We start from the raw sequence: 26399 nt of genomic DNA on the forward strand, positions 1-26399 counted from the left end.
TTTATTTCTGCTGTTATCTGACTTTTGTCTACATCACAAACAATAAATTAACGACTACACTACAACTGTGTATGGTTGTCACTTCAATACGCCAATAGAATAATTGCATATAAGGTAGTTTGGCCGCCCTATGATTTCCCGCTTTTTTACTTTTGACGAGCACGCTACCTTACTTGAAGGTGCGTATCATTTTCCCTTGGTTGTTTTATCACTTTTAGTTGCCATGTTTGCTTCGTTTATGGCGTTTAACGTTGCTGAACAAGCGGCTGTTACAAAAGACAGTTTACGTCGGAATATTCTTCTAGGGACTGGAAGTGTCGCGCTAGGCGGTGGGATCTGGTCTATGCATTTTTTAGGTATGACAGCCTTTGAATTGTGCATACCTGTAAGTTACAGCGCTACGCTAACGGGGTTGTCGTCATTACCGGGCGTAGCGGCCGCGTGGGTAGCGCTTTACCTTTTAACTAAGTCGCGTATTAGCGCAGGTGAGATTGTACTGGGCGGTGTACTGGTTGGTTCAGGTATTGGAACAATGCATTACAGCGGCATGGCAGCAATGGAAATGGCGCCATTGCTGCGATATGACCTTACTATGTTCGCGTTTTCTATTGTGATAGCCGTGCTCCTTGCAATGCTTGCTCTTTGGATAAAATTCGGCATTAAAAAAGCAACAAAGTCTCATAATTTTCTTGGAAAGTATGTGGTATTGGCCAGCGTAATTATGGGCGGTGCAATATCAGGTATGCACTATACCGGTATGGCCGCCGCACGATTTGTTTTACCGCCGGGCATGGAAACGTCTACGCAATCATCAGGTATTGCAGGTTATCTTGCTGTCTCTATCGCCGTTGTTACCCTGATACTGATTACGATGGTTTTAGGTGTAAGCCTTCTGTTCAAATACCGCGATGTGATGGTTAGAGCCATAGAAAGCGAGCGGGTTCAAAGAGCAATCACGGATACGGCGGTCGATGCTATTCTTACTGTCGATGATAAGGGTATCATTAAAACAGCCAACCCTGCGGTTGAAGATATATACGGCTTCACACCCGACGAGTTGGTTGGACAGCATGCATCCGTAGTTATCCCCCATGAAAAACGCTATCTATATGGTGACGACTTTTTTAGTCAACGAAGTGTGCCTACAGAACAAATTATAGGTACTGGAAGAGAAGTCGAAATTTTAAGGAAAAATGGCGAAAAGATACCCGTCCGCGTTGGTGTGGGCTACACCAAACTAGATGGAAGGCCAACGTTTGTCTCCTTCGCTTCTGATTTGCGTAAAAGAAAAGAAATGGAAAATGCGCTTCGAGAAAGTGAAGCTAAATTTAGAAGTTTAATTTCCAATATTCCCGGTGTGGCTTACCGTTGTCTTGTTAATCCAGATTGGCCGATGGTTTTTATTAGTGATGCAGTAATAGAACTTACAGGCTATCCTCCCGAAGATTTTGTTTTGCCCAGTCCTAAACGTTCGTTTTCAGAGCTTTACCACCCCGATGATGTGGAAATGTTTTCAAATATTGATAGCGACGCTGGCGGGTTTTCATTTGAATACCGCATTATTGCAAAGTCTGGCGACGTGAAATGGGTAACAGAACATGGCGTCCATGTTAAAGACGATGATGGAAACGTACTATATATGGATGGCTTCATCTCGGATATAACGCATAGGCGCGTTATGGAAGAAGAGCTTAAAGCTGCAAAAGAAAAAGCAGAGTTAGCGGCAGCAACTCGCACCGCATTTCTTGCAAACATGAGCCATGAGATCCGCACGCCAATGAATGCCATTATTGGCTTTAGTGATCTCATGCTTGGCGAGGAATTATTAGACGAGCAAAAGTCTCACCTTACCACCATAAATCGTTCCGCGCGTTCTCTTCTCCACCTTCTCAACGACATTTTGGACAGCGCAAAGTTAGACAAAGGAAAACTCGAATTGGATTATCGAGATTTTATAATCCGTGAAGAGCTCGACTTAGTTATTTCAACATTCTGGTTAGAGGCCAAACGGAAAAAGGTTGAATTGATACTTCATGTGGATGATCAAGTCGCCACGTCTTATCGAGGTGTGCCAGAGCGTATTCGACAAGTTCTTAATAACTTAATTGGAAATGCGGTGAAATTTACCCACCAAGGCCAGGTGATCATCAATGTGAAAAGCGACGAAAAGTTCGTTCGTTTTGATGTCTCAGATACCGGTATTGGCATGACGAGTGAGCAACTCGACAGGGTTTTCGACCCATTTTCACAAGCTGACGCGTCGATGAGCAGGAAGTACGGTGGTACAGGATTAGGAACGACAATTTCTAAACAGCTAGTAGAACTAATGGGCGGTACTATCTTCGCGAAAAGTGAAGTGAACAAAGGGTCTGTTTTTTCTTTCAGGCTTCCCCTTGAAGTCTCAGAATTTGTTGAAAGTAGTGTTCCAATGATTAATGAACAAACGACGTATCTTGACGCTACATTGAACGTATTAGTCGTTGACGATGTTTTGCAAAATATAGAGTTGCTAACACTGCTGCTTACACGCTCTGGCCATAAAGTAAAAACAGCAACGGATGGCATTGAAGCATTGGAAAAAATGCGCGAGGAAGCATTTGACATTGTTTTGATGGATTTGCAAATGCCGAGAATGGATGGGTTGGAGGCAGCCAAACAACGTCGGATCTTTGAAAGAGAGCAGGGGCTACCGGCAACGCCCATAATTGCTTTGACTGCTAGTGTACTTGTACAGGACAAGCACGCTGCTCAGCAAGCGGGTATGGAGGGCTTTGCCAACAAACCTGTTGATTTTTCTTCATTGATGGACGAGATTGCGCGAGTACTTAATGTCGAAAGCAACAAAGCACCTGTTCACAGTCAAAGTCGCGTAAAACCTCAAACTGCGTCAACGCTTTTGGTTGAAAAGCACGTCTTAGATTTAAACAGAGCCATTGAGTTATGGGGCAGTGAAGCGGCGGTTCTTCAAGAGGTAGACAAATTTACTTCTACGTGTCGCGATCAAATAAACGCGTTGATGAACTCAGCCATAAAAGAAGACTTTGCTGCTATAGCGAAGCAAGCACATCGACTTAAAGGTATGTCAGGCAACCTCGGTTTGACAACATTCTTCAATATAGCAAGTGATATTGAGTCTCAAGCGCTAAAGTCGACGGTGGATATTGATGACATTAATGCGTTAAGAGAGGCGTTAGATAAAATTGAATTAATGTTAAGTGAGTCTCCGCTTTACGCTGAAGATGCTATAAATGAAAGCATCGACAATGAACTCATACTTGAGCACCTCAAAATATTATTAATTAGTGTTGAGCAAAACATGGTCAATGAAGAGGAATTGGTCGTTCTGCGTGAAGCCGCGCCAACCCTATATAATGATGAGATTAATCAAATTCTCCTTGATATTGATGATTTTGAATTTGAGCTAGCGCAACAGGGTATCAGAGCGCTCATTAAAAAGTTAACGTAGTTAAGAGATACGGGATGTTAGAAACTGAAATTGCTAAACCGACATTACTTATTGTTGACGACGAGCCTGTTAACCTTCGTGTTTTAAAAAGGCTTCTTGAGTCTGAGTATCAGCTGATATTCGCAAAAAATGGTGAAGAGGCGATAAAGCTCGCCGAGACTAGGCTACCTAACTTAATTCTTCTTGACGTTATGATGCCAGGGTTAACGGGTTTTGAAGTATGCCGTCATCTAAAGCAGCAAAGCAATACTAAGCATATTCCCATTATTTTTGTTACTGCATTAAATGATGAGCATGATGAAGCCGAGGGATTTGATGCCGGTGCAGTAGACTACATAACTAAGCCAATATCCCCAGCTATTGTAAGAGTTAGGGTGAAAACTCACCTTAGCCTGGTGCAAGCAGATGAGTTGCTTAACAGCCGCCTTCAGGTTGTGCAACGATTGGGTAAAGCGGCGGAGTATAAAGACAACGAGACCGGTATGCACGTCATGCGCATGAGTCATTTTGCTAAAGAATTGGCACTCGCTTACGGGCTGACAGCTCAGCAGGCAGAGATACTACTACATGCTGCACCAATGCATGATATAGGAAAAATAGGTATTGCCGATAGTATAATGCTAAAGCCTGGAAAGCTGACTGATGAAGAGTTTTCAACTATGAAAAAGCATCCAGAAATTGGTGCGGAAATCATTGGTGATTGCGGCGATTCTCTGTTGTTGCAGGTGGCGAAATCAGTGTCACTAACACACCATGAAAAATGGGACGGAACAGGCTACCCTAGAGGGCTAGTTGGTGAGGATATTCCTATTGAGGGACGTATTTGTGCCATCGCTGATGTATTTGACGCGCTGACCAGTAAACGGCCATACAAAGAAGCGTGGACCATTGATGAAACCGTTGATTTTCTAAAAAGTCAAAAAGGTAAGCACTTTGAACCTAAGTTAGTCGATTTAATGATAGAGATACTGCCCAAAGTCTTGGAGATAAGAGCAGCCTTCAAAGACGAAGAGTAGGTATTGGCTGTTGCTTAATGTGTCACCTATACGTATAATGCTTTCATCGAGTGATGAGAGCGGGCTCCCTCAAGTTAGGAAAGTAACGCACTTATCCATAGCAAGCTATCACCTAACGGTGGTTTTACCCATAGGTTTGCAACTGCCCTTGCTGGCAGGTATGGGTTCAGAATTTTAATAAAAGCCCCGCTAGTCCGGGGCTTTTTGTTGTATTAAAACCTGGAGTCAGCCTGGCTGAGCCGGGTGATGACAGGTGGGCTTTAGGCCCTTTTTTCGTTTTTGGAGGTTTGCATTGGCAAAACTTGAAGAGAAACTAACCGAAATGTTAGAGCCGGGTGTGGAAGCACTGGGTTTCGAGCTGGTTGGTATCGAGTTTGTACGAGCGGGGAAACATTCGATTCTTCGTGTTTTTATAGATCATGAAAACGGTATTACCGTAGATGATTGTGCAGATGTAAGTCATCAGGTTAGCGCAATTTTGGACGTAGAAGATCCAATTAGTACTGAATACAACTTGGAAGTGTCATCACCAGGTATGGACAGACCGCTTTTCAAAGAAAAGCACTACATTGAGTCTGTGGGTGAAGTAGTTCAAGTTCGTTTGTCTATGCCGATGGGCGACAGACGTAATTTTAAAGGCAAAGTACTTGCTTGCGAAGACGGCATGGTAAGTATTGAAGTGGACGGCCAGCAGTTCCAGTTAGCTGTGGCGAATATCGAAAAAGGTAACGTTGTTCCCACGTTCGATTAACGGAACAGCTCTGCTTTCATCGACGAAAGCAAAAGTGAGGCGAAAATGAATAAAGAAATTTTGTTAGTGGCGGAAGCCGTTTCAAATGAAAAACAAGTGCCTAGAGAGAAAATTTTTGAAGCGCTAGAGTTTGCAATCGCTAGCGCAACCAAAAAGAAAAACGAAGGCGAAATTGAAGTTCGTGTAAGCATCGACAGATCGTCAGGTGACTTTGATACATTCCGTCGCTGGTTGGTAATTCCTGATGATCAAGTACAGGAAAATCCATTTGCCGAAATCACGATTTCTGCAGCGCAAATCGACGAGCCTGAAATACAACTTGGTGATTATGTTGAAGAACAGATTGAATCTATTAAATTTGACCGCATAACTACACAAACCGCTAAGCAAGTTATCGTGCAAAAAGTGCGTGAAGCTGAGCGTCAGCAAATGATCGCTGAGTATGAAGACAAAGTAGGTGAGCTGGTAACAGGTACGGTTAAGAAAGTTAACCGCGATAACATCATCATCGACCTAGGCAACAATGCTGAAGGTGTTATTTATCGCGATGATATGCTTCCTCGCGAAACCTTCCGTCCGGGCGACCGTGTACGCGGTCTTCTATATGTTATCCGCCCAGAAGCGCGTGGCGCACAGCTATTTATTAGCCGTACGCATCCAGACATGCTAGTTGAACTATTCCGTTTAGAAGTGCCAGAAATAGCGGAAGAAACACTAGAGATTAAATCTGCAGCGCGGGATCCAGGTTCACGTGCAAAGATTGCTGTTAAAACTAACGACAAACGTTTGGACCCAGTTGGTGCGTGTGTGGGCATGCGTGGATCACGTGTACAAGCTGTGTCGGGTGAACTTGGCGGCGAACGTGTTGATATCGTGCTTTGGGATGAAAATCCAGCGCAATTCGTTATCAATGCAATGGCACCAGCTGAGGTAGCGTCTATTGTTGTCGACGAAGACAGCAACAATATGGACGTAGCCGTTGAAGCTGACAACTTAGCGCAAGCAATTGGCCGTAGTGGTCAAAACGTACGCCTAGCTAGCCAACTGACTGGCTGGGAACTTAACGTGATGACGGTTGACGATCTCAACAAGAAACACGAAGAAGAAAACGCGAAGGTACTTAATCTATTTACTGCAGGTTTGGACATCGATGAAGATTTCGCGTCAGTCCTAGTAGATGAAGGCTTTACAACACTAGAAGAAGTGGCATACGTGCCAGCAAGTGAACTTCTAGCGGTTGAAGGGTTAGATGAAGAAATGGTTGAAGAGCTGCGCAATAGAGCGCGTGCTTTCTTAACCACGCGTGCACTTGCGAACGAAGAATCGCTTGAAGGTGCAGAACCTACCGAAGCCTTATTAAATCTTGAAGGTATGAGTAAACACGTGGCTTATGTGTTGGCCAGCCGCGGTGTTACCGACCTAGAAGAATTAGCAGAACAAGGTACCGATGATATCAGTGATATCGATGAACTAGACGAAGAGAAAGCCGGTGCATTAATCATGGCGGCTCGTAATATCGTATGGTTCAGTGAAGAAGAGTAAGGTCAACAGGGGGAAAATTACGTAATGGCAGATGTATCTATTGAAAAGCTCGCCAGCGACATTGGTACGACCGTTGACCGATTGGTTGGCCAGTTTAAAGACGCGGGTATCTCTAAGAGTGCCGGCGATCAGGTAAACGAAGACGAGAAACAAAAACTATTGGATCATTTAAGTAAGCAACACGGCAGCGCAGCTGAACCAACGCGTATGACACTTAAGCGTAAGACAACGAGCACACTCAGTGTTGGTAAGTCTAAAGAAGTGAAAGTAGAAGTACGCAAAAAGCGCACTTACGTTAAGCGTAGCGACATTGAAGAACAGCAGCGCCAAGCGGAAGAAGAGGCGAAGCGTCTTGAAGAAGAAGCACGTTTGAAGCGCGAAGCGGAAGAGAAAGCTGCGGCGGAAGCGAAAAAAGCTGCAGAAGAAAAAGCACGTAAAGCGCAAGAAGCGAAAAAAGCCGCTGATGAAGAGCGCGCTCGTCGTGCTGAGCAAGCGAAAAAAGAAGCAGAGGCGCGTAAGAAAGACGAGCCTGAATTAAGCGAGGCTGAGAAAGCAGAAGCGGAAGCGGCTCGTCAAGAAGAAGAACGTTTACGCAAAGCGCAAGAAGAAGAAGCGCAGAAGAAACTTGAAGAAGACGCTAAGAAAGCGGCGGAAGAAGCGCGTAAATTAGCTGAAGAAAACGAGCGTCGCTGGAAAGAAGAAGAAGAGCGTCGTAAGAAAGCAGAAGCAGAAGAAGTTCACTTGCACTCTAACCGTTATGCGCAAGAAGCAGAAGACGAAGAAGATATGCAGGTTGAGCGTTCATCTCGTCGTCGTCGCAAGTCGAAGAAAAACGCTGGTGAACATCTTAAGCAAGGCTTTAACAAGCCAGCTGCGCCTGTAGAGCGCGTAGTTAAGCTTGGCGCAACCATCACCGTAGGCGAACTGGCAAGTAAGCTTGCTATTAAGTCTAACGAAGTTATCAAAACGATGATGAAGATGGGCGAAATGGCAACCATTAACCAAGTACTAGACCAAGATACTGCGGTACTAGTTATTGAAGAAATGGGCCATAAATACGAGCTTGTAAACGACAACGCGCTAGAAGACGAGTTGTTAGCAGAGGGTATGGATGGCATCAAAACCAGCCGTGCACCTGTTGTAACTATCATGGGTCATGTTGACCACGGTAAAACATCATTACTTGACTACATCCGCCGCGCGAAAGTAGCAGATGGTGAAGCTGGTGGTATTACTCAGCACATCGGTGCTTACAAAGTAGAAACGGACAACGGTGAAATCACTTTCCTAGATACACCTGGACACGCTGCATTTACAGCGATGCGTGCCCGTGGTGCTACGGCAACAGATATCGTTATCTTGGTTGTTGCTGCTGATGACGGTGTAATGCCGCAAACGAAAGAAGCAGTACAGCACGCTCGCGCTGCTGGCGTACCTCTTATCGTTGCAGTTAACAAAATGGATAAAGAAACAGCCGATCCAGACCGCGTTAAAACTGAGCTTTCTCAACTAGAAGTTATCTCAGAAGAGTGGGGCGGTGAGCACCAGTTCTGTAACGTATCGGCCAAAACCGGTATGGGCGTTGATGGGCTATTAGAAGCTATCGTTCTTCAAGCGGAGCTACTTGATTTGCAAGCGGTTGCTGAAGGCCCTGGTCGCGGTATCGTTATTGAGTCTCGTCTTGATAAAGGTCGTGGTCCTGTCGCATCTGTATTGGTTCAGGAAGGTCAATTACGTCCTGGCGATATCCTTCTGTGTGGTGAAGAGTACGGCCGTGTTCGTGCTATGCGCGATGAAAACGGTCAAGACATGAAAGTTGCTGGCCCGTCTACACCAGTAGAAGTACTTGGCTTGTCAGGCGTTCCTGTTGCAGGTGAAGATGCCGCTGTTGTTAAAGATGAGCGCAAAGCCCGTGAAGTTGCCGCTAAGCGTCATCAGAAGAAGCGTGAACTTAAACTGGCTCGTCAGCAAAAAGCGAAGCTTGAGAACATGTTTGCAAACATGGAATCAGGCGATGTTAGCGAACTTAACATCGTGCTTAAAGCCGACGTACAGGGCTCTGTTGAAGCGATCTCTGAATCACTTGTTAAGCTTTCTACTGCTGAAGTTAAAGTGAATATTGTAGGTAGCGGCGTAGGTGGTATCACTGAAACGGACGCAACCCTTGCAGCTGCATCAGGTGCTATCGTACTTGGCTTTAACGTTCGTGCTGATGCAACAGCGCGTCGCGTACTAGAAGCGGAAGAAATCGATTTACGTTACTACAGCGTTATCTATAACCTAATTGATGAAGTGAAAGCGGCCATGAGCGGTATGCTTGCACCAGAGTTCAAGCAGGAAATCATTGGTCTTGCAGAAGTACGTGATGTATTTAAGTCACCTAAACTAGGTGCAATCGCGGGCTGTATGGTTACTGAGGGTAACGTTAAGCGTAGCAATCCAATCCGTGTACTTCGTGACAACGTAGTAATTTACGAAGGTGAGCTTGAATCACTACGTCGCTTTAAAGACGATGTTCAAGACGTTCGTAGCGGTATGGAATGTGGTATTGGCGTTAAGAACTACAACGACGTGAAAGTAGGTGACCAAATTGAGGTCTTCGAAATCGTTGAGGTTAAACGCGAAATTTAATTGCCTTAGTTAATTCGGCATGTGAAAAACGGGGGCCGAGTGCTCCCGTTTTTGTCTGTATTCTAAAAAAGCAGGCGCAATTCATGTTTGAAAGTAAATAAGGAAAGGAGAGTACAAATGGCCCGTGAATTTTCACGTACCGACAGAGTCGCTCAGCAAGTTCATAAAGAAGTGGCGAGCATTCTGCAAAATGAATATAAGCATCGTGTTGGGGACATGCCATTAATAACTGTCTCTGATGTTGACGTGTCGCGCGACTTAGCGCACGCAAAAATCTTCGTGACTATTTACAATAGCACTGAAGAAGAAGGCAAAGTGCAAATCAAGCAACTTGCTGAATACAAGAAGTTTATTCGCAGTATCCTAGCTAAACGTCTTCGCATGCGTTCAGTACCTGATCTTCATTTCTTTGAAGACAAGTCGATTATAGAAGGTATGAGAATTTCTAATCTTGTGTCGCAGACCATCGCAAAAGATGAGTCAAAGCGCGTTAAAGACGATCCACAAGAGCAGGAGTAAATGGCAAGACGTCGTAAAGGCCGTGAGATTAACGGCATAGTATTGCTTGATAAACCGCTTGGTGGGTCATCTAATCAACTGCTTCAAAAAGTGCGCTGGCTTTACAAAGCGGCTAAAGCCGGGCATACAGGCGCACTTGACCCACTTGCCAGTGGCATGTTGCCGCTGTGTTTAGGTGAGGCCACTAAGTTTTCTCAGTTTCTTCTGGATGCCGAGAAAACCTACGAAGTAACGGCTCAACTGGGCGTGCGCACAACTACGTCTGATGCAGACGGTGAAGTGGTTGAAGAAAAGCCTGTTGATGTGAGCGAAGAGCAAGTGCGCGATGCGTGCTTGGCATTTCTTGGTAAGAGCAAACAAATCCCGTCCATGTTTTCAGCGCTTAAACATCAAGGTAAGCCGCTCTATCACTATGCCCGTCAAGGTATAGAAATCGAGCGTGAACCCCGTGATATTGAAGTGTATGAATTAGATGTACTGCGCATTGAACTGCCGTTTGTAGAAATGCGCATTAAGTGCAGCAAAGGCACTTATATTCGCTCCATCGTAGATGATTTAGGTCAGAACCTTGGCTGCGGTGCTTACGTGACTCGTTTGCATCGCACTGAAGTAGCAGACTACCCTACGGATAAAATGGTATCGCTTGATAAGTTGATTGAAATTCAGGAATCACTGGAAGAAGGTGACTTTAAAGCGCTTGATGAGTTGCTTATTCCTATGGATACCGCCGTAAGTCGTTTGCCATTTGTGACGATTAACGACGCTGAAAGAAACCGTTTTGATAACGGCCAATCTGTAAAAGGCGAGTGCAGCGAAGCACTTTGTGAAGGCACTGCTTATCGCGTTTACCATGGCGACGATACCAGTGGTATTTTCTTAGGCGTAGGAGAAGGGGTTCTCGACCCTAAAGACCAAGGTATCCCTAAACAAGAAGTGTTTGTTAACCCTAAACGCCGGGTCGTGTACAACTAACGCTGCTGCCTCTGTCACTATTGTCATATATCATCAAAGCTCGGCTATGAAGCCGAGCTTTTTCATGTTTATATAGGAACCATAAAAATTAGTTACAAGGCAGTTGTAGCGTTGTAACTTGTGTTGTTACTCTTTTACCCAAACAGGATTGCAGTTTAATGAAAAGGATAGTCACTTGGTGTTGCTCTGTGGGCATCGCATTCACATTAGGTTTTTGGTTAAATGCTTCACTAACAAACACGCCAAATAGCGTCGTATCTCAATTAGACGACAACAGTAAGGTTCAAAACAAGACAGCTCATAAAGCATCCGTCGATACCGACGTCACCAATCCTGCGCATATTTCTGTAAAAACAAATGAGCCTGTTAAGGTTGATATCGATTTATGGCTGCGTGATAAAAAAAGGCTCAGTTTAAAAGAGACCGGGGCTTTCATTACGCTTATTAGTGAGATGGATGAAGCTTCCGTAATAAAAGCGTTATCTGACTGGGATGTTTCAGCTATATCAATCGAAACTGCGGTTTTACTCTCCTCAATGGTAACTCGCCTAGTCGAGCTTAATCCCAACCGGGCTATTGATTTTGCAAGTAATTTAGAGGGCAACCCTGAATTCAAGATGCAACTCAAGGTGTCAGTCATTGTAAACTGGGCAAATCAAGCCCCAGCCGAAGCCCTAGATTGGTTTATGAATCAAAACGCTGATGCCCAGTCGCCATCGCTGCAAAATAGCGTTTATGCCATGATAATATTTCAAGAGATGGCCAAGAAAGACGTGTTTAATGCTATTAACTCTATCTCTTTACTTAAAACAGACAACCAAAAGCGGCTTGCATTCAACGGTGTCTTTAGCGCATTAGAAACGTCGAGTGAGTTTATTGATATTTTGCCGGTAGTTGAGGATCAAAATGATAAACAAATTGAACGCAGTCACCTTCAGCAATGGGCTCGAAACGACGTAGAAGGCGTAAAAACCTGGGTTGCTTCGCTGGAAGATAACGCCGAAACTCGCGAAATCAAAAAGGAAATATTCAATAATTATTTTCACGTTGCTCCTGTAGAAGCAGCGTCTTGGTATGTTGCACAAAGCGTAGAAGAAAATTATAAAACAGATGTTGAGCATGCCGCTGATCTTATCGCTGGTATAGAGCCACAAGAGGCGCTTGAGTGGGTTCAACAACGAACAGGTATTGATACACAGCGTGCCATTATGAACGTTTTATATCGTGGCGCGCGCAATCACCCAGAGTTCGTCGAAGATAAGCTTTCTTTAGTTCATGACCAAAAATCCCAGATAGAAATAGCACTCTTTGTGTACCGCAGCTATGAAGACAAAAGCCGTCAGCGCGCCGAACGCTTTTTAGACGGACTTACTTACAAAAATGAGATAAAGAAAAAGCTCGGCCCGCAGTACCGAGGATTTAATAGCACCAACTAATGAAAATACCCTGTAGAGTTCTTGCTAACTGTAAAAAGGTCATTATAATACTGCGCTCATTCCGCTTTGCTGAATTAGTGATCGGCGAAGCATTAATATTAGGAGAATGATATGTCACTAACTAAAGAAGAAACCGCAAAAATTATTGCTGAGTACGGCGTTAAAGAAGGCGACACTGGTTCACCAGAAGTTCAAGTTGCTTTGCTAACTCACAACATCAACAAGCTTCAAGGTCACTTTGCTGATCACAAGAAAGATCACCACTCACGTCGTGGTCTTCTACGTATGGTTAGCCAACGTCGTAAGCTTCTAGACTACCTTAAAGGCAAGAACGCTGAGCGTTACCTTGACCTTATCAAGCGTCTAGGTCTACGTCGATAAGACTAGGTTTCAAAGAAAAGCGCCCAATGGGCGCTTTTTTTGTATCTGAAAACAGGTTCGTATTTACTCTGGTAGCTCTTTCGCTACTTTCGAAGAATCTTTTACCGCATTGTTGAGCGTTTTGAGTTCTCTCTCCGTCAAATTACGCCATTGACCTGGTCTAAGTGTGCCAAGTTCAAGATGCATGATGCGGGTACGCTTTAGTTTGGTCACTTCGTAACCGAGAAATTCACACATCCTGCGTATCTGTCGGTTAAGGCCCTGGGTAAGGATAATCGTAAATTTAGCCTTGCCAGTAGGTTTTACGATACAAGGTTTTGTTACTGTTCCCAGTATAGGCACGCCACGAGACATACGCTTCACAAAGCGTTCGCTTATCGGCTGATTGACCGTAACTTCATATTCTTTGTCGTGAGCGTTTTCGGCACGTAAAATCTTATTAACAATATCGCCATCGCTTGTAAGAATTATTAAACCTTCCGATGGCTTATCAAGTCTTCCCACAGGAAATATCCGGTCTTTATGGCCAATAGCGTCAATGATATTTCCTTTAACATCACGTTCGGTTGTACAAGTGATACCAATTGGTTTGTTGTAGACGATGTAAACGCGGTCAGATTTGTCTTTTGCAACTTTACCAACCACTTTTCCATCAACTTTCACAATGTCATTGGGGCCAACCTTTGTACCTAGCTCTGGGGGACTATTGTTTACAATAACGCGGTTTTGCTCAATGAGTTTGTCGGCTTCACGGCGTGAACAAAGGCCCGTGTCGCTGATATATTTATTTAAACGTTTTAGCGCTTGGTCACTCATTGCGCAGTGTTTCCTGTAGATTCTTGAAAGAGGTCGATATTATCACGCCTCAGTCTAATTTTTAAAAAAACGAAAGGGGCTAATAGCCCCTTTCATATTCAAATTCACTTTGACGTCGGTTTCATTTACCACAAAAACGTTAAAAGCAGTCGCTCCTGTCGCGGTAAGTACAAAACAAAGTTAGTTGTTTGGTTCTGTTGATGGCGCAGAACCACCTCCACTTGATGCACCGCCACTAGACACCACCTTTGTTGCGATTTCCCGAATTTCATTTTCAAGGCTAGTGATCCTGCCTGAAAGGGTGGTGTTGCGTTGCTCTAGTACAGAAAGCTTATCACTGAGGTTTCGTACGCTTTGCTGAGCACTTTGCTTATCGCTCGCTGCTTGTTCTAACTGAACATTCACAGACAATAGTTCATCGGCTAGAGAAGCTAATTGGTTTTTAACAGAGTTAATGGCTGCCGACTGAGATTTAACATCGTCAGACACAGCGCTAATGTTTTTATTTACGGCAGTTTGCACGTCACCAACACGGTCGCCTAAATCTGCAATTTCTTTTTGATTACGACGCCATGCTGAAGCCCAAAGCTTATCCATTTGCTCCCACAATTCGTTGGTTTTGTTACTGAGTTCAGTAACCTTAACTTGTAGCGCAACGGTAGATTCACCAATTTCCTCACCTGTCGCAGAGAGTTTGTTTTCAAGCTGCATAATGCGCTTTTCAGCTTGGTCAGCGACAGTTTTTTGCTGTTCCAGTAGCGTATAAAGATAATAGCATCCACCACACGCAGCTAGCGCAATAACAGCAATCAAAGTGACCCAGATACCATTTCCGCCACCATTATTGGAGGGTGGTTGAGAAGGTGGCGTAGAACGAGGAGTCGATGGTGACGTTGTTGGAGTCGCCTGCCTTTTAGTCTGATAATCTCGACGGTCTTCCTCATCAAGCCTAATGGTAGGAAAATCGTCGTTTTTTGAATTGTTTGCCATAGTCAGTTATTTATCTCTTTATGAAGCACTTTCGAATTAAGTCATGGGAGCTACGTCACTTAACAGGAAAGCCCTTATTGTATTTGCGCACGATTCTATGTTATCGCTAAATCGAAGGAAATTCCACGGCTTATGGGGCGCTTAATTTCCACATAAGCCATGGTGACATACATTAACTTTTGTACGATTAGTGTTGTTGCGTCTATCTTGCTTTCTTAGCTTTTGTCGCCTATCCACTCGACGCGATATAAATCACGTCTTCTATCCAAATAGTTTCGGACAGAACCTTCATTTTGAAGTTTGGTAAGTTTGTCTAAGTCTAAGTCAACAATAAGCGTCATTTCTGTATTTGGTGTCGTTTCCGACACAATCGCATCATGAGGGAAAGCGAAATCACTCGGTGAAAATACAGCCGTTTGTCCATATTGAATATCGACGTTATCAACCTTAGGCAGGTTGCCTACGCTGCCCGCGATGGCGACATAACACTCATTTTCAATCGCTCTGGCTTGCGCACAACGACGTACCCGCAAATATCCGTTTTTGGTGTCTGTCCAAAATGGCACAAACAGAATCTGCATTTCCTGCTCTGATAAAATACGCGCAAGCTCTGGAAACTCTACGTCATAACAGATTAACACGCCAATTTTGCCAAAATCCGTGTCAAACGTTTTAAGGCTGTTTCCACCTTTCATAATCCAATCTTTCTTCTCATGAGGCGTGGGGTGCAGCTTGTACTGGCTTTCAATCGTACCATCACGCTTACAGATGTAGCTCACATTAAAGAGCTCTTCATCTTCAACCACTGGCATTGAGCCTGCGATAATAGTGATGTTGTAAGACACGGCTAAATGCGAAACGGCAGTTAAAATTTCGTTCGTGTAAGTAGCTAAGTGCCATATTGCGTCTATCGACGATTCTGACGGGCTAAGGCCCATCAGTGGGGCATTAAAAAACTCTGGGAACAGAGCAACATCGCATGAATAATCCGATAGTGCATCAACAAAATATTCTACTTGCTGCAACAGCTCTTCAACGTTGTTGAAATATCGCATTTGCCACTGAATACAGCCTATACGTGCGTTGGATTTTCTACTTGCAATAAGCGAGGGTGTGCCCGGCTCATAGTAAATATTGTGCCATTGAAGTAACGTTGCATACCCTTTAGAGGCTTCATCTTCAGGTAGGTAAGCCGACATCACTTGCTTTACTTCAAACCCGTTCGAAAGCTGGAAGGTGAGTATAGGGTCGTAAATATCTTTAAGTTTAACTTGCTCGATGTACTCATAAGGCGACAGTTCATGTGCGTGGTTTTTGTAATTTGGAATACGCCCGCCTGCCATTATTGACTTTAAATTCAAGTTTCGACATAGCTCTTTACGTGCTTCATAAAGGCGTCTACCCAGTCTTAATCCACGGTATTCTGGACAAACAATAACCTCAACACCATAGAGAACGTCGCCATTAGGATCGTGAGTGGTCAAGTAAGCATCGCCAGTTATTTCATCGTAGCTGTGTTTATCGCCAAACTGGTCGTAGTCCACAATTACTGAAATCGCGAACGCTACCACTTTGCCCTTGTCTTCAATACAAATTTGACCGTCAGGAAAAGTGGTTACTTGGGCTTTGTAGTTAGAATAAGGCCATGCGCCTCCAACATTGGCGTACACCTTATCCATCAATGCTTTTACATCGTCGTAATCATCTAGCCTCAAATGTCTTAAATCTAGATGGTGTTCAGTTTCTTCTATTTGTGTTTGGTCTTGACTCATGGGTTACTCATTTTGCTGAAAATTTCTTACGAAACTAAGAGTGTCTACATCACCATGTGATAGTACGCTTAGAAACGCCACTGTTCATCTTAATTTTTCTCATTTAAGTGAACGTGAAATATAGATAACTCAAGTACGGTTAGCGAAATCAAGCAAGAAGTGTGCGACCTTGAAGTGCAATGTCTTACGATTAATATTTTTTCTATTCTCGATTAAAAAATTGCGGCATTTCAGCGTGATTGATCGTTGCTATATGATGAACCTCAGCGTATAACTTCGCCACTCTCGTGGCCCTTTGCTGCCACTGCTAAATAAAATAACCGGGAAGATTATTTAGGTAATGACAATTAGATGAACAGAGAACAACTCGCTTCGCACCAACCCCTTCGCATTTTTGATGAATTAATTTTTGAAAATATCGTTGATGACCTTGTATCAAAAGGTTTTTCTATCCAAGAAAACGGTTTACCTGAGTTTATAACTGATGCGCTCTTAACCCGTCAGCGTTGGATTGCTGATGAGGAATATAAAAAGGCGGGTATAGGTCGTTCGTTTAACTATCAAAAAGCGGAAGAGATAAGGGGCGATGAAATCTGTTGGATAACTGGTTCTACTCCAGAAGGCGCGCTTTGGCTCGATTGGTGCGCAGCAATGCAGAATTATATTAATCGCTCTTTGTTCATGGGCCTGTTTTCCTTTGAAAGTCACTTTGCTTGCTACGAACCCGGTAAATTTTACAAACGTCATGTAGATGCTTTCAAAGGTCAAGGTAATCGCGTTTTATCGCTGGTTGCGTATTTAAATGACGATTGGAAAAGAGAGGATGGGGGAGAGCTGGTGTTGTATGCTGACAGTGAAGACCTTATTGGCACACGCGTGTTACCCAAAATTGGGACGTTTGTTGTTTTTCTAAGCGAAGACTTCCCCCATGAAGTATTACCAGCAGCGCGAACACGTCACTCTGTTGCTGGCTGGTTTAGAGTAAATGGCAGTGTAAATGACAATTTAGATCCACCTCGCTAAGGACTGGTCGACGTCTGTTAAGCGAGCTTAGTATCAAAAGTCATAGACTTATGTATAATAACTTTTCGCTGTATTACTTAGAAAAAAGCGCATACTACTTGTAAAGGCTAATATAGTATAAATCCTATATCTGCATGCTCCATTTCAAGTAAGTGCTACAATAATGAGTTAGAAGATTTAGAACACCTTTTAAGAGTAATATAGTGCAGTTCGCAATAGATCTTCCCAATAATCTATTGTGTCGCTTAGGGAAAAGACGTTAGAAGTGATCGCTTAATGCTGGAAAAAATACCTGCCCCCACGCCACGAGAAGATTTACATGTACTGGTTATTGATAACCAGGGGCTTGTCCACGATGTTATTGCATCCGCACTGCATGAAATTGGAATTAAAAATGTAAGTAGTGCATTCAACGCGTTTCATGCAAAGCGACTGTGTGAATCACGACAGTATGATTTTGTTTTACTCGCATTTAATGTTAGTCACGATAAAGATGGCTTTCATCTTTTCGAAGAACTCAAGCATTTAAACCATATTAATGACACAACAACGGTGGTGTTCCTCAGTGCCGAAACGTCTCCAGAACTCGTCAATTGCATTGTTGAGCTTCAACCAGATGACTTTTGGGTTAAACCTTTACAGCGAAATAAGATTGAAACACGCTTAGAGTATTTGATTCAGGTTCGTCTCAAACTGCATAAAATGTTGCACTGCATGCAAATGGGCGACTACTCGACAGCCATGTATTACGCTGAGCGACAGTTGAAAGACCCATCGCTTTCAGAATATCACACCCGAATAAAACGCTTAATTGGCGACTGCCTTTTGCAGCTTCGCGATTATGGGACTGCTGAAGACTATTTTAGAGGTTTGCTGCAAAGCATGGATCATGCGTGGGTCCATATAGGTTTAACACGATCTCTTTTGCGACAGGATGAATTAGAAGAAGCGCAGCTTCTTGTTGATGATTTGCTTTTGCGCCCGGATACGCGATTTTTAACCTTTGATTTGCTAGCGCAGTATTTTATAGAAAAAGAGCAGTTTGACATTGCTTATGAGCAAATGAAGGAAGCGAGTAAGCTCGCCCCTAGGAATATTGAACGCAACAAGCGACTTTGGGACCTAGCTCGACTCAATCACGATAAGGCAGGGCAATTATCGGCCGTACAGAACATGGCTAAATTCGCCAAAAATTCAATTCATGACTCCCCGCAACTTACACTAAACGTAATTCGTTCCACTATAGATTTAGCTACCAGCCTTGGAAATACCGAGACGGAAAAGTATCTTCAAAAAGCGGAAGCAGAGCTTGAAGAACTTAAAAATCAAAAAGGTATGCAGAATCAACTAGGTGAGCAAATTGACGTGGTTAAGGCGCGGGTTCTCTGCCTGAGAGATGATAAAAGAAGTGCCGAGAAGATAATGAAAGATCGCTCTGCTTCTACGGAAGGTCTGTCGATGGAAGACAGTCTTGATAAAATGAAAGCGTTTCATGAACTCGGTATGCGTGAACAGTGCGTTAGTATCTTAGACAAGCTCAGAAAGCAGATTGAAGGTGATACTTTTACGTCGCAGGTGGTGAATGAATACTTGAATCAAGAGTCGATTGAAAGAACTGAAATTCAGTTTACGACGAAAGAACTCAAGCAGATGGCAACGGTAAACTATAAAGAGAACCGCTTAATACCTGCCTATAACAATTTGCGACAAGCGTTAACGCTATCGCCTAAAGACAAGCAAATCGCGTTAAGCTTGCTTAAAGTGATAGCGCAGATTCATTTAGATGACACCTTAACCGATAAACAAATGGAAACCGCCCAGCGAGCAGCCAAACTATTGCAAGCCAATGGATTATCTGCCACACAAGCAGAAAAGCGCGATCAGTATGTCAAGCTGATTGGCATTGAGGTGGATGATACTAAAGCTTCCGATTTAGTTGGCATGGTCGTGTCTAAAGCGTAAAACGTCATTCCCTATCTCAAATTCGAAAATTGTACGCTATTAAAAAAGCTGCCAATTAAGGCAGCTTTTTAGCAACATATTCCGCTAAAAATGACTAATAACGGTGATGGTTAGTGATCAAAGCTTCTGCGCTTTAAGGCTACTCTGACGACGGCGAAAGCCTATCATTGCGGCTAGCAATGCAAGGATTCCTCCCATAGCGCCGCCTGAGCTATCATCGTTGTCCACTTCTTCCTCAACAACGTCTGCCTGAAGGTCAAAGGTAGCGATAAAAGGGTCGTGATCTGAGCTTCTGAATGGTCCCACATCAGTGAACGCGTAACCGTCTTCATCCGCATAGTAACGAAGCGCTTGATCGTACTGTAGTTGATATGCTTCAACAGAGTTGATGTTCCAGTGTGTACCATCAATTGCATCTGCAAGCATAGCATCACTTGCTAGTACGTGGTCCAAACTACCCACTTGTTCCGTACCGTAGAACCAATATGAGAAGCCGTCTGCATCAAATTCTTCAGCTAAGTTGTGATAGCCGAAGCCAGACTCAACTTCTACTGAAGCACCTTCATCCATACCTGTATTAACCGCGGTGGTAATGGTATATCCGCGAGACTCAGGTGTGTAATCGGTTAGCACTGCAACAGGATCTTCAGCGCTATACGCGTTTAAGTCGCCTAAGATAACCTTGCGCTCAGGCAGGCTCTCATCACTTAATGCGTTGCCTAATGTGATAGCTGCCGATACGCGAAGTGCGTTACAGCTGCCTTGGATTGTAGTTATTTCAGACGGTGCTTCTACCGCGTCTTCAGCGCATTGACCACCTTTTGACTTAAAGTGATTTACGGCAACAAGGAATGATTTGCCGCTTTCTGCATGAGTAAAAGATTGAAGAAGGCTTGGGCGCATACGTGCCAGGCTATCTTCATCAACCTGCTGCTCTGGCATAGCCACAACCATCGCGTCACCTTCTGGCGTTACTACGGCAGCTTTGTACAACAAGCCAACGGTTATCGCATCCGTACCAATTTCACTGCCATCACTGGTAGCGATGAATGAGTATTGTTCGGTTTCACTAAGTTCAGCGTTGATGGTATCAACAAGAGATTGAATAGCGCTATCTTCACCGAAGCCATCGTTTTCGATTTCCATTAAGCCGACAACGTCAGCGTTTAGATTCACGATAGCTTCAACAATACGACCTTGTTGTAATTCAAACGCCACTGCATCACTAGCGCCACGGTTTTGGTCATAATCAAACGTTACATCGCCGTTTTCGTCTACTTCGCCATTAAAGTAGTTAAGTACGTTAAAGGTGGCAATGGAGAGGTTGCCTTCTGTAACAACAGGGTTAGCTTCACGGGTGGAGGTTACCTCAATAATGTCGCTAGGATTAATTCTGTAAGTGCCAAAGCTATAGTTTAGTGGACCCGCTGCAGAAACCGAATCACCAATACGAATGGCGTTAGCGTAGCTGAACGTAGGAAAGTAATTCAGTGCATCCGGGTACTGCGAGCTACTGTTATCTTCGATGGTAAGAAGACTGGTCTCGCCAGCTTCTTCTGCCGCTGTATAAGCGTCTGACAGGGGGGCCGCCACGTCGCTCGGTTGACGTTTAATTGCGTCGCTAACAACAATTTCACCGAAGCGCCAAAGGTTGTTTGTGCTTGTTACTGTTGCATCCGTCACACTAACTACCATGCCTTCAACAGTTTCAAGGTCAATCTCGTACGGCATAGAAAGTTCTACCGCCGCTACAGCGTCTACTGCGCCACAATCAAGTGCGCCTACATCGCTGTCCAGAGCAAGTGTTGTCATGCCGTAGTTTTCTTCTACCTCACCGTAAAGGCGAACTAGATTACCGGTTTCAACATCAACCGAACCTTCAACAAATAGGCCTTCAGACGTTGCGTCGTCAGCGTCGTAATCTGATGCTTCCTCTTGTACGAAGAAACCGCCAGCGCGCGTGCCTGTGACTATAGCCTCTATAGTAACGCTATTGCCAACTTCAGCAGAGCTGCTCTCACTGCCTTGAATACCACTGATAAGTGTTGCGTCTGCACCACAAATACCAAGCTCAATAGCTGGCTCTTCTGGTATCACAACAACGTCACCACCACCTTCAGTGGTAAATGTGCCCGCTGGGAATGGGGTTGCAGCGTCCGTGTTAGTGGTCGAGCCGTCTAGGGCGTCAACACCACTGTAAGTCCAGTTAGCTACTTCGAAGCTGCCGCCATTTGCGGTTTGACCTGATGTACGGTAAGCCCAGCCATCTAGATATTCCCACGCAGTGCCACTGCCGTCGGTGTTGATATCACCAAACGTGTCAATAACGCTGCCATCTTTGAATAGCTCTACAGCATCATCACCATTGATGGCCATTGATGAGCTGTCATAATCGGGTGCAGAGCCGAAAAAAGCAGTGAACCCTTCTACCTCTGATGCGATATAGATGTAGCTTCCAGCACTTGCTGATGCGCCGGCTGGAAAAGTGAATTCTTCTCCATCAGTGCCATCACCATTGTTGGCTGAGCCGATACCATAAACAGATAAATCGGCGATATCGTTTACAACAAAAAGTTCAACGGCTTTTGGAACGCCGCCACTGAGCGGCCCATCGATAACGCCACTGATAACTAAATCGCTAGCGTTAACCGAGGTGGTAGAAAGTGCAGATAAGATCCCTGCAGATAATAAAGTTAATGATGCTCTCACGGCATTTTCCCTTTGTAGTTTTCGTTATTTTTAAATCGCTTAGCGTTGCTCGTACCGCTTTTGAAGAAGACGAACGAAACCATTTGCGATGTGCAATTTTATATTGCGGTACTACATTACGGGCATTCCTAATGGGTAGGAATGACTTAACCTTATTCAAGCTGTTTTTAAAAATATCTTTATTAATCAGATGATTAATGGTTACGGGTAAGTTTACTTATGTTTATGTTTCTTATCAATTGACGAAAATAAACGACAAGTAAGCCTACATTTACTTTTTAATGTGAAAAGCGCCTCAAAAAAGGCGCTAGTTGTTTTTCAACATACTTTCAAATAGCGCATGGTCTTCAACTACCTGTTCTGCATAAAGGTTAGCTATTTTTATGAGTAAATCTTTAATCTGACCAAAGGTATTTGCTGCATGAGATGCAAAGCGCGTGCTTCGTCTATCGCCACGACAGTGTGCTAACGCAAGTGTATAGCCGCAAAGGTCGGCAAAATAGGTGAAGCCACCCTCTACCGCTTTCGTTCCCATGGCAATATCATGCGGATCTACACCCACTTTGGCGTGGTGCCTTGAGCGCGTTAAGTAATGCGCGTTGTTAAACATGACTTCATCTAGTACCAAGTCTGGTTTTCTCTGCATTCTTCTTTGGCAGCGAGCAGTTAGGTGAGCCGCATTGAGCCGATTAACAGGGTTTATCGAAGGAAAGTAATGCAAGGGAGCAGCCTCGCGTTGCTGCTTGACTTCTACGATATGGCAATGTGAAAAACTTGTCGGGTTGTGAGGTTTTGAAGGCCCTACTAAAAAGTAATAGCGGCTCATATTAACAGACCCTGTTCCTGCATTATGTCGTTTCACAATATCGACTACAGCGTCATCCATGTAGGGGGCGAAGACGTTAAGAAGTGTTGAATATGTGTGCTCGTTCAACAAAGAAAATTTTTCTTCATCTGTTCTGAATGCCAGACCATCATCGACTAAATGTACGGCTTTGGCTAGCGCACTTTTTGTGAGGAAATCCTCGCCTCCTGCGCTTCGCGCCTTTGCTTTTTTATAAAGTTTCGTCAATTTACTTGGTACTGCATTAGGGCAATAGTCTACCGCTTCATTCAATACCGCTGCGTTATCAACAACGCGCTTACATGTTTTAACGTAACTGGCGATAAATGCCTGTTGCGCATCACTGACTTGTTTAAAACTAACAACAGGCTTAGTTGGGTTAATATCGTCACTCAAATACCTGCCGTCAACAACACCGTCGCAGTGCACTTTAGCAAGGTGCAATGAAGTAAGGAAGCGAAGTATATCCCACTCTGCACGACCCACGCACGCATCATCAAAATCATTGGGTGAGAAAATCACCGTATCACCGTGTGAACCTTCTTCGGTTAAGAATCCAAAATTCGAAGTATGACAATCTCCCATAACACTGGTGAGCGGCACTGCTTCACATTCTTTTGGAATACTGATTATTCCACCTTTTATATCGGCGTAAAAAAGTTGCGCACTTCCTCGATAGAAAACAAAAGGACTTGTCGCCATTTTTTGATGTTTTGAAAGGCGAGGGGACGGTTTTTGCCCGTCAACCCGCGTAATGGTGTTGATTAAGTGTTGAAGTCTATGGTCAGACATTTATTCCTCGATATATTTTGAACGAGTCTTTAAATTCAGTATTACGCCCATACCTACTGTTGTTAGTGTAATTTGTCAATTTTGAATACCCGGTGAACTTTCGATTCAATAATCTGATTAAGCGATTCATTTTTACCAATTAGTTTTTTTTGACAGAGCGCGCTATTCTTATCACCAGTTTCGAAGGACGAGATTTTAAGCTTCAGTGATGACTTTCACAAAAGCATAAAACTTTGTTCTTACAATAAACGTAAAATTGTAATCGCATGCACTATGCTTGCGACTAATTTAAACCAAATGGAGAATTAAACATGGCATTGATCAATACTGCTATCAAACCTTTCAAAGCAACTGCATTTAAAGACGGCGAGTTCGTAGACGTAAGCAGTGAAGACATCAAAGGTAAATGGGCAGTTTTCGTATTTTATCCAGCTGACTTCACGTTCGTATGCCCAACAGAGCTAGGTGATATCGCTGACAAGTACGAAGAGCTTCAGTCTCGTGGCGTTGAAGTATTCTCAGTATCAACTGACACTCACTTCACTCACAAAGCGTGGCACGATTCTTCAGACACAATTAACAAGATCAAGTTTGCAATGATTGGCGACCCAACAGGCGAAATCACTCGTAACTTTGATTGTATGCGTGAAACCATGGGTCTTGCTGACCGTGCAACGTTCGTCGTTGACCCAGAAGGTATCATTCAAGCGATGGAAATCACGTCTGAAGGTATCGGTCGTGACGCAGATGACCTAGTGCGTAAAGTTAAAGCGGCACAATATGTAGCAAATAATCCAGGCGAAGTGTGCCCAGCTAAATGGAAAGAAGGTGAAGCAACACTTGCTCCTTCACTAGACCTAGTAGGCAAAATCTAAGCAACATGCTTAAAGCCTAGTATGTCGGCGCTGTCTGACTGTTAAATTGCTAGGCTATCCGTAAGTAGGGAGTGGGTCTCCACTCCCTGATATTAATTTCCAATTTCCGCTTATGAGTTGACCTTTTTAAAGGTTGGCGGGGATCGGCGTGTCGAAAATAAGGCAGATTAACCGTGTTAACTAAAGAAATTTTACAAGCATTGAAATCGTACGCGGAATCAATGCAGAAAAACGTAACCTTTGTCGTGCAGACCGGTGAACATAGCAAGCGTGAAGAACTTGTTAAGTTTCTGTCCGACATTGCTTCTGTAAGCGAGAAACTAAACGTTGAAGAGCGTGACACCAGTGGTGAGTTACGCAGTGCTATCAGCTTTCTACTTGAAGCTGATGGTGAAGATACAGGGATACGCTTCTCGGGGATCCCTGGAGGTCATGAGTTTAATTCTCTCGTACTTGCCATGCTTCATGCAGCAGGCACTGAACTGAAATTAGACGACAGTGTGAAATCAATGGTTAAGGCGGTCAATGAACCTTTGAACTTTGAAGTTTTCATCAGCTTAAGTTGTCACAACTGTCCTGAAGTAGTACAGGCGCTCAACCAATTTGCGTTAGTAAATCCAAATATCAAGACTGAAATGATTGATGGCGGTCTGTACCAAAACGTAATCCAAGAGCGTGATATTCAAGGTGTACCTAGCGTATATCTTAATGGCGAACTGTTTGCCAACGGCAAAGTCGATGCTTCAGTACTTATAAACAAACTGATCGAGCGCGACCCTAGTCTTAAAGAGGCGAACAAAGGTGAAGTATTGCCACTGCAAGACGTGACAGTAATAGGTGGTGGTCCTGCTGGCGTAGCGTCTGCCATATATAGTGCCCGTAAAGGTTTAAAAGTAGCTGTAGTTGCAGAGACATTTGGCGGTCAGGTAAAAGATACTATGGGCATCGAAAACTTAATTTCAGTGCCTAAAACCACAGGCCCAGAGCTTGTTGGTAATTTGATGGAACACGTTCGTGACTATGAAATTACGCTTAAAGAGCACGTACGTGTAGACAACATTGAGCAGGGTAATATTAAGACTATTACACTATCATCTGGAGAGCAGATTCGTACGCGTAGTATCATTGTGGCGACGGGTGCTCGTTGGAGAGAGCTTGGGGTACCTGGCGAAAAAGAAAATATAGGTAATGGCGTAGCTTATTGTCCGCACTGTGATGGTCCGTTCTTCAAAGGTAAGGATGTTGCTGTGATTGGTGGCGGTAACTCGGGTATTGAAGCTGCACTAGATTTAGCGGGTATTGTTAAATCGGTGACGGTGTTTGAATTTATGCCAGAACTTAAAGCTGACCAAGTGCTGATCGACCAAGCCGAAAAACGAGATAATATTACCATTATCAAGAATGCGGCAACGCGACAGATTAATGCCGAAAATGGCAAAGTGAATGCCATTGAGTACCAAGACCGTTCAACCAATGAAGTGCATACACGTGAGCTTTCTGGTGTGTTTGTTCAAATTGGTTTGGTGCCAAACAGTCAGTTTATGAAAGGCACGGTGGATATGACCCAGTATGGCGAAATTATTGTCGATGCTAAGTGCCATACGTCTGAACCCGGCATATTCGCGGCAGGTGACGTTACAACTGTGCCTTATAAGCAAATTGTTATTTCAATGGGTGAGGGTGCTAAAGCTTCGCTTGCAGCTTTTGAGTACCTGTTGAGCCATGAAGTGGTTGAAACCGAAAGCGAGAGTGCTGCAGCATAATGTAAAGCAGTAGCGAATTGCACAAAAGCAAAGCCGAACTTACTTAGTAAGTTCGGCTTTTTTAATGCCCGAAATATAAGAAACTAAATATGTAATCAAAAATGTAAATGATATCTGTTCTCATTCGCGAAAAAATTTG

Annotated in this window: 18 protein-coding genes; 13 read left to right on the plus strand and 5 right to left on the minus strand. The window is 43.9% G+C overall.

The features are described 5' to 3' along the window. Positions 1-130 precede the first annotated feature (130 nt). From ACM0P2_RS08820 to rpsO, 9 genes are all read left to right on the plus strand, one after another. The gene (locus ACM0P2_RS08820) at positions 131-3466 is read left to right on the plus strand and encodes an MHYT domain-containing protein (protein WP_419227593.1); all 3336 of its coding nucleotides are present in this window, start codon (positions 131-133) and stop codon (positions 3464-3466) included. Between the two features lie 14 nt (positions 3467-3480). Next, complete coding sequence (locus ACM0P2_RS08825) at positions 3481-4482, plus strand: response regulator (RefSeq protein ID WP_173358745.1); 1002 nt, start codon at positions 3481-3483, stop codon at positions 4480-4482. 292 nt (positions 4483-4774) lie between these two features. After that, positions 4775-5233: a ribosome maturation factor RimP gene (gene rimP / locus ACM0P2_RS08830; RefSeq protein ID WP_105931078.1), complete on the plus strand. Its 459-nt coding sequence runs from the start codon at positions 4775-4777 to the stop codon at positions 5231-5233. A 45-nt stretch (positions 5234-5278) separates the two neighbouring features. Then, complete coding sequence (gene nusA / locus ACM0P2_RS08835) at positions 5279-6775, plus strand: transcription termination factor NusA (RefSeq protein WP_159117392.1); 1497 nt, start codon at positions 5279-5281, stop codon at positions 6773-6775. Between the two features lie 24 nt (positions 6776-6799). Continuing rightward, positions 6800-9406: a translation initiation factor IF-2 gene (gene infB / locus ACM0P2_RS08840; protein WP_159117393.1), complete on the plus strand. Its 2607-nt coding sequence runs from the start codon at positions 6800-6802 to the stop codon at positions 9404-9406. Positions 9407-9523: 117 nt separating this feature from the next. Then, positions 9524-9925 carry a 30S ribosome-binding factor RbfA gene (rbfA, locus tag ACM0P2_RS08845; RefSeq protein ID WP_419227594.1) on the plus strand — a complete coding sequence of 134 codons (402 nt, stop codon included), beginning with the start codon at positions 9524-9526 and terminating at the stop codon, positions 9923-9925. After that, a complete protein-coding gene (truB, locus tag ACM0P2_RS08850) occupies positions 9926-10897 on the plus strand; it encodes a tRNA pseudouridine(55) synthase TruB (RefSeq protein ID WP_173358744.1) in 972 nt (323 codons plus the stop codon). Between the two features lie 158 nt (positions 10898-11055). Continuing rightward, positions 11056-12333, plus strand: coding sequence for a hypothetical protein (locus ACM0P2_RS08855; RefSeq protein WP_159117395.1), 1278 nt, complete (start codon positions 11056-11058; stop codon positions 12331-12333). A 111-nt stretch (positions 12334-12444) separates the two neighbouring features. After that, positions 12445-12714: a 30S ribosomal protein S15 gene (gene rpsO / locus ACM0P2_RS08860; protein ID WP_025255019.1), complete on the plus strand. Its 270-nt coding sequence runs from the start codon at positions 12445-12447 to the stop codon at positions 12712-12714. Between the two features lie 63 nt (positions 12715-12777). Here the strand turns inward: rpsO and rluF are convergent, their stop codons facing one another. The 3 genes from rluF to ACM0P2_RS08875 form a co-directional block, all read right to left on the minus strand. Then, complete coding sequence (gene rluF, locus ACM0P2_RS08865) at positions 12778-13530, minus strand: 23S rRNA pseudouridine(2604) synthase RluF (protein WP_159117396.1); 753 nt, start codon at positions 13528-13530, stop codon at positions 12778-12780. 180 nt (positions 13531-13710) lie between these two features. Beyond that, positions 13711-14520, minus strand: coding sequence for a hypothetical protein (locus tag ACM0P2_RS08870; RefSeq protein ID WP_159117397.1), 810 nt, complete (start codon positions 14518-14520; stop codon positions 13711-13713). A 215-nt stretch (positions 14521-14735) separates the two neighbouring features. Continuing rightward, positions 14736-16292: a bifunctional GNAT family N-acetyltransferase/carbon-nitrogen hydrolase family protein gene (locus ACM0P2_RS08875; RefSeq protein WP_105931085.1), complete on the minus strand. Its 1557-nt coding sequence runs from the start codon at positions 16290-16292 to the stop codon at positions 14736-14738. Positions 16293-16643: 351 nt separating this feature from the next. Between ACM0P2_RS08875 and ACM0P2_RS08880 the strand changes: the two genes are divergently transcribed. Continuing rightward, positions 16644-17315 carry a 2OG-Fe(II) oxygenase gene (locus tag ACM0P2_RS08880; RefSeq protein ID WP_105931086.1) on the plus strand — a complete coding sequence of 224 codons (672 nt, stop codon included), beginning with the start codon at positions 16644-16646 and terminating at the stop codon, positions 17313-17315. 276 nt (positions 17316-17591) lie between these two features. Further along, positions 17592-19277 (plus strand): response regulator, encoded by a 1686-nt coding sequence (locus tag ACM0P2_RS08885; RefSeq protein WP_159117398.1) that lies wholly within the window; start codon positions 17592-17594, stop codon positions 19275-19277. 117 nt (positions 19278-19394) lie between these two features. On the opposite strand, the gene ACM0P2_RS08890 is transcribed toward ACM0P2_RS08885, so the two are convergent. Both ACM0P2_RS08890 and ACM0P2_RS08895 read right to left on the minus strand, forming a co-directional pair. Next, complete coding sequence (locus ACM0P2_RS08890) at positions 19395-21986, minus strand: ExeM/NucH family extracellular endonuclease (protein ID WP_419227595.1); 2592 nt, start codon at positions 21984-21986, stop codon at positions 19395-19397. A 307-nt stretch (positions 21987-22293) separates the two neighbouring features. Then, a complete protein-coding gene (locus ACM0P2_RS08895) occupies positions 22294-23622 on the minus strand; it encodes a DUF2252 family protein (protein ID WP_419227596.1) in 1329 nt (442 codons plus the stop codon). Between the two features lie 311 nt (positions 23623-23933). Here ACM0P2_RS08895 and ahpC point away from each other — a divergent pair, with 311 nt between their 5' ends. Both ahpC and ahpF read left to right on the plus strand, forming a co-directional pair. After that, on the plus strand, positions 23934-24497 hold the full coding sequence (gene ahpC / locus ACM0P2_RS08900; protein WP_014949268.1) for an alkyl hydroperoxide reductase subunit C: 564 nt from the start codon (positions 23934-23936) through the stop codon (positions 24495-24497). 173 nt (positions 24498-24670) lie between these two features. Further along, complete coding sequence (gene ahpF, locus ACM0P2_RS08905; RefSeq protein ID WP_159117401.1) at positions 24671-26260, plus strand: alkyl hydroperoxide reductase subunit F; 1590 nt, start codon at positions 24671-24673, stop codon at positions 26258-26260. The last annotated feature ends 139 nt before the right edge of the window (positions 26261-26399 follow it).

The organism is Alteromonas sp. OM2203, from assembly GCF_048517045.1.
GTDB lineage: Bacteria > Pseudomonadota > Gammaproteobacteria > Enterobacterales > Alteromonadaceae > Alteromonas > Alteromonas gracilis.

Bases quoted from the DNA above. Each gene is read 5' to 3' on its own strand.
- ACM0P2_RS08820 (WP_419227593.1), top strand. From the start codon at position 131: ATGATTTCCCGCTTTTTTACTTTTGACGAGCACGCTACCTTACTTGAA.
- ACM0P2_RS08825 (WP_173358745.1), top strand. From the start codon at position 3,481: ATGTTAGAAACTGAAATTGCTAAACCGACATTACTTATTGTTGACGAC.
- nusA (WP_159117392.1), top strand. From the start codon at position 5,279: ATGAATAAAGAAATTTTGTTAGTGGCGGAAGCCGTTTCAAATGAAAAA.
- infB (WP_159117393.1), top strand. From the start codon at position 6,800: ATGGCAGATGTATCTATTGAAAAGCTCGCCAGCGACATTGGTACGACC.
- rbfA (WP_419227594.1), top strand. From the start codon at position 9,524: ATGGCCCGTGAATTTTCACGTACCGACAGAGTCGCTCAGCAAGTTCAT.
- truB (WP_173358744.1), top strand. From the start codon at position 9,926: ATGGCAAGACGTCGTAAAGGCCGTGAGATTAACGGCATAGTATTGCTT.
- ACM0P2_RS08855 (WP_159117395.1), top strand. From the start codon at position 11,056: ATGAAAAGGATAGTCACTTGGTGTTGCTCTGTGGGCATCGCATTCACA.
- rpsO (WP_025255019.1), top strand. From the start codon at position 12,445: ATGTCACTAACTAAAGAAGAAACCGCAAAAATTATTGCTGAGTACGGC.
- rluF (WP_159117396.1), bottom strand. From the start codon at position 13,530: ATGAGTGACCAAGCGCTAAAACGTTTAAATAAATATATCAGCGACACG.
- ACM0P2_RS08870 (WP_159117397.1), bottom strand. From the start codon at position 14,520: ATGGCAAACAATTCAAAAAACGACGATTTTCCTACCATTAGGCTTGAT.
- ACM0P2_RS08875 (WP_105931085.1), bottom strand. From the start codon at position 16,292: ATGAGTCAAGACCAAACACAAATAGAAGAAACTGAACACCATCTAGAT.
- ACM0P2_RS08880 (WP_105931086.1), top strand. From the start codon at position 16,644: ATGAACAGAGAACAACTCGCTTCGCACCAACCCCTTCGCATTTTTGAT.
- ACM0P2_RS08885 (WP_159117398.1), top strand. From the start codon at position 17,592: ATGCTGGAAAAAATACCTGCCCCCACGCCACGAGAAGATTTACATGTA.
- ACM0P2_RS08895 (WP_419227596.1), bottom strand. From the start codon at position 23,622: ATGTCTGACCATAGACTTCAACACTTAATCAACACCATTACGCGGGTT.
- ahpC (WP_014949268.1), top strand. From the start codon at position 23,934: ATGGCATTGATCAATACTGCTATCAAACCTTTCAAAGCAACTGCATTT.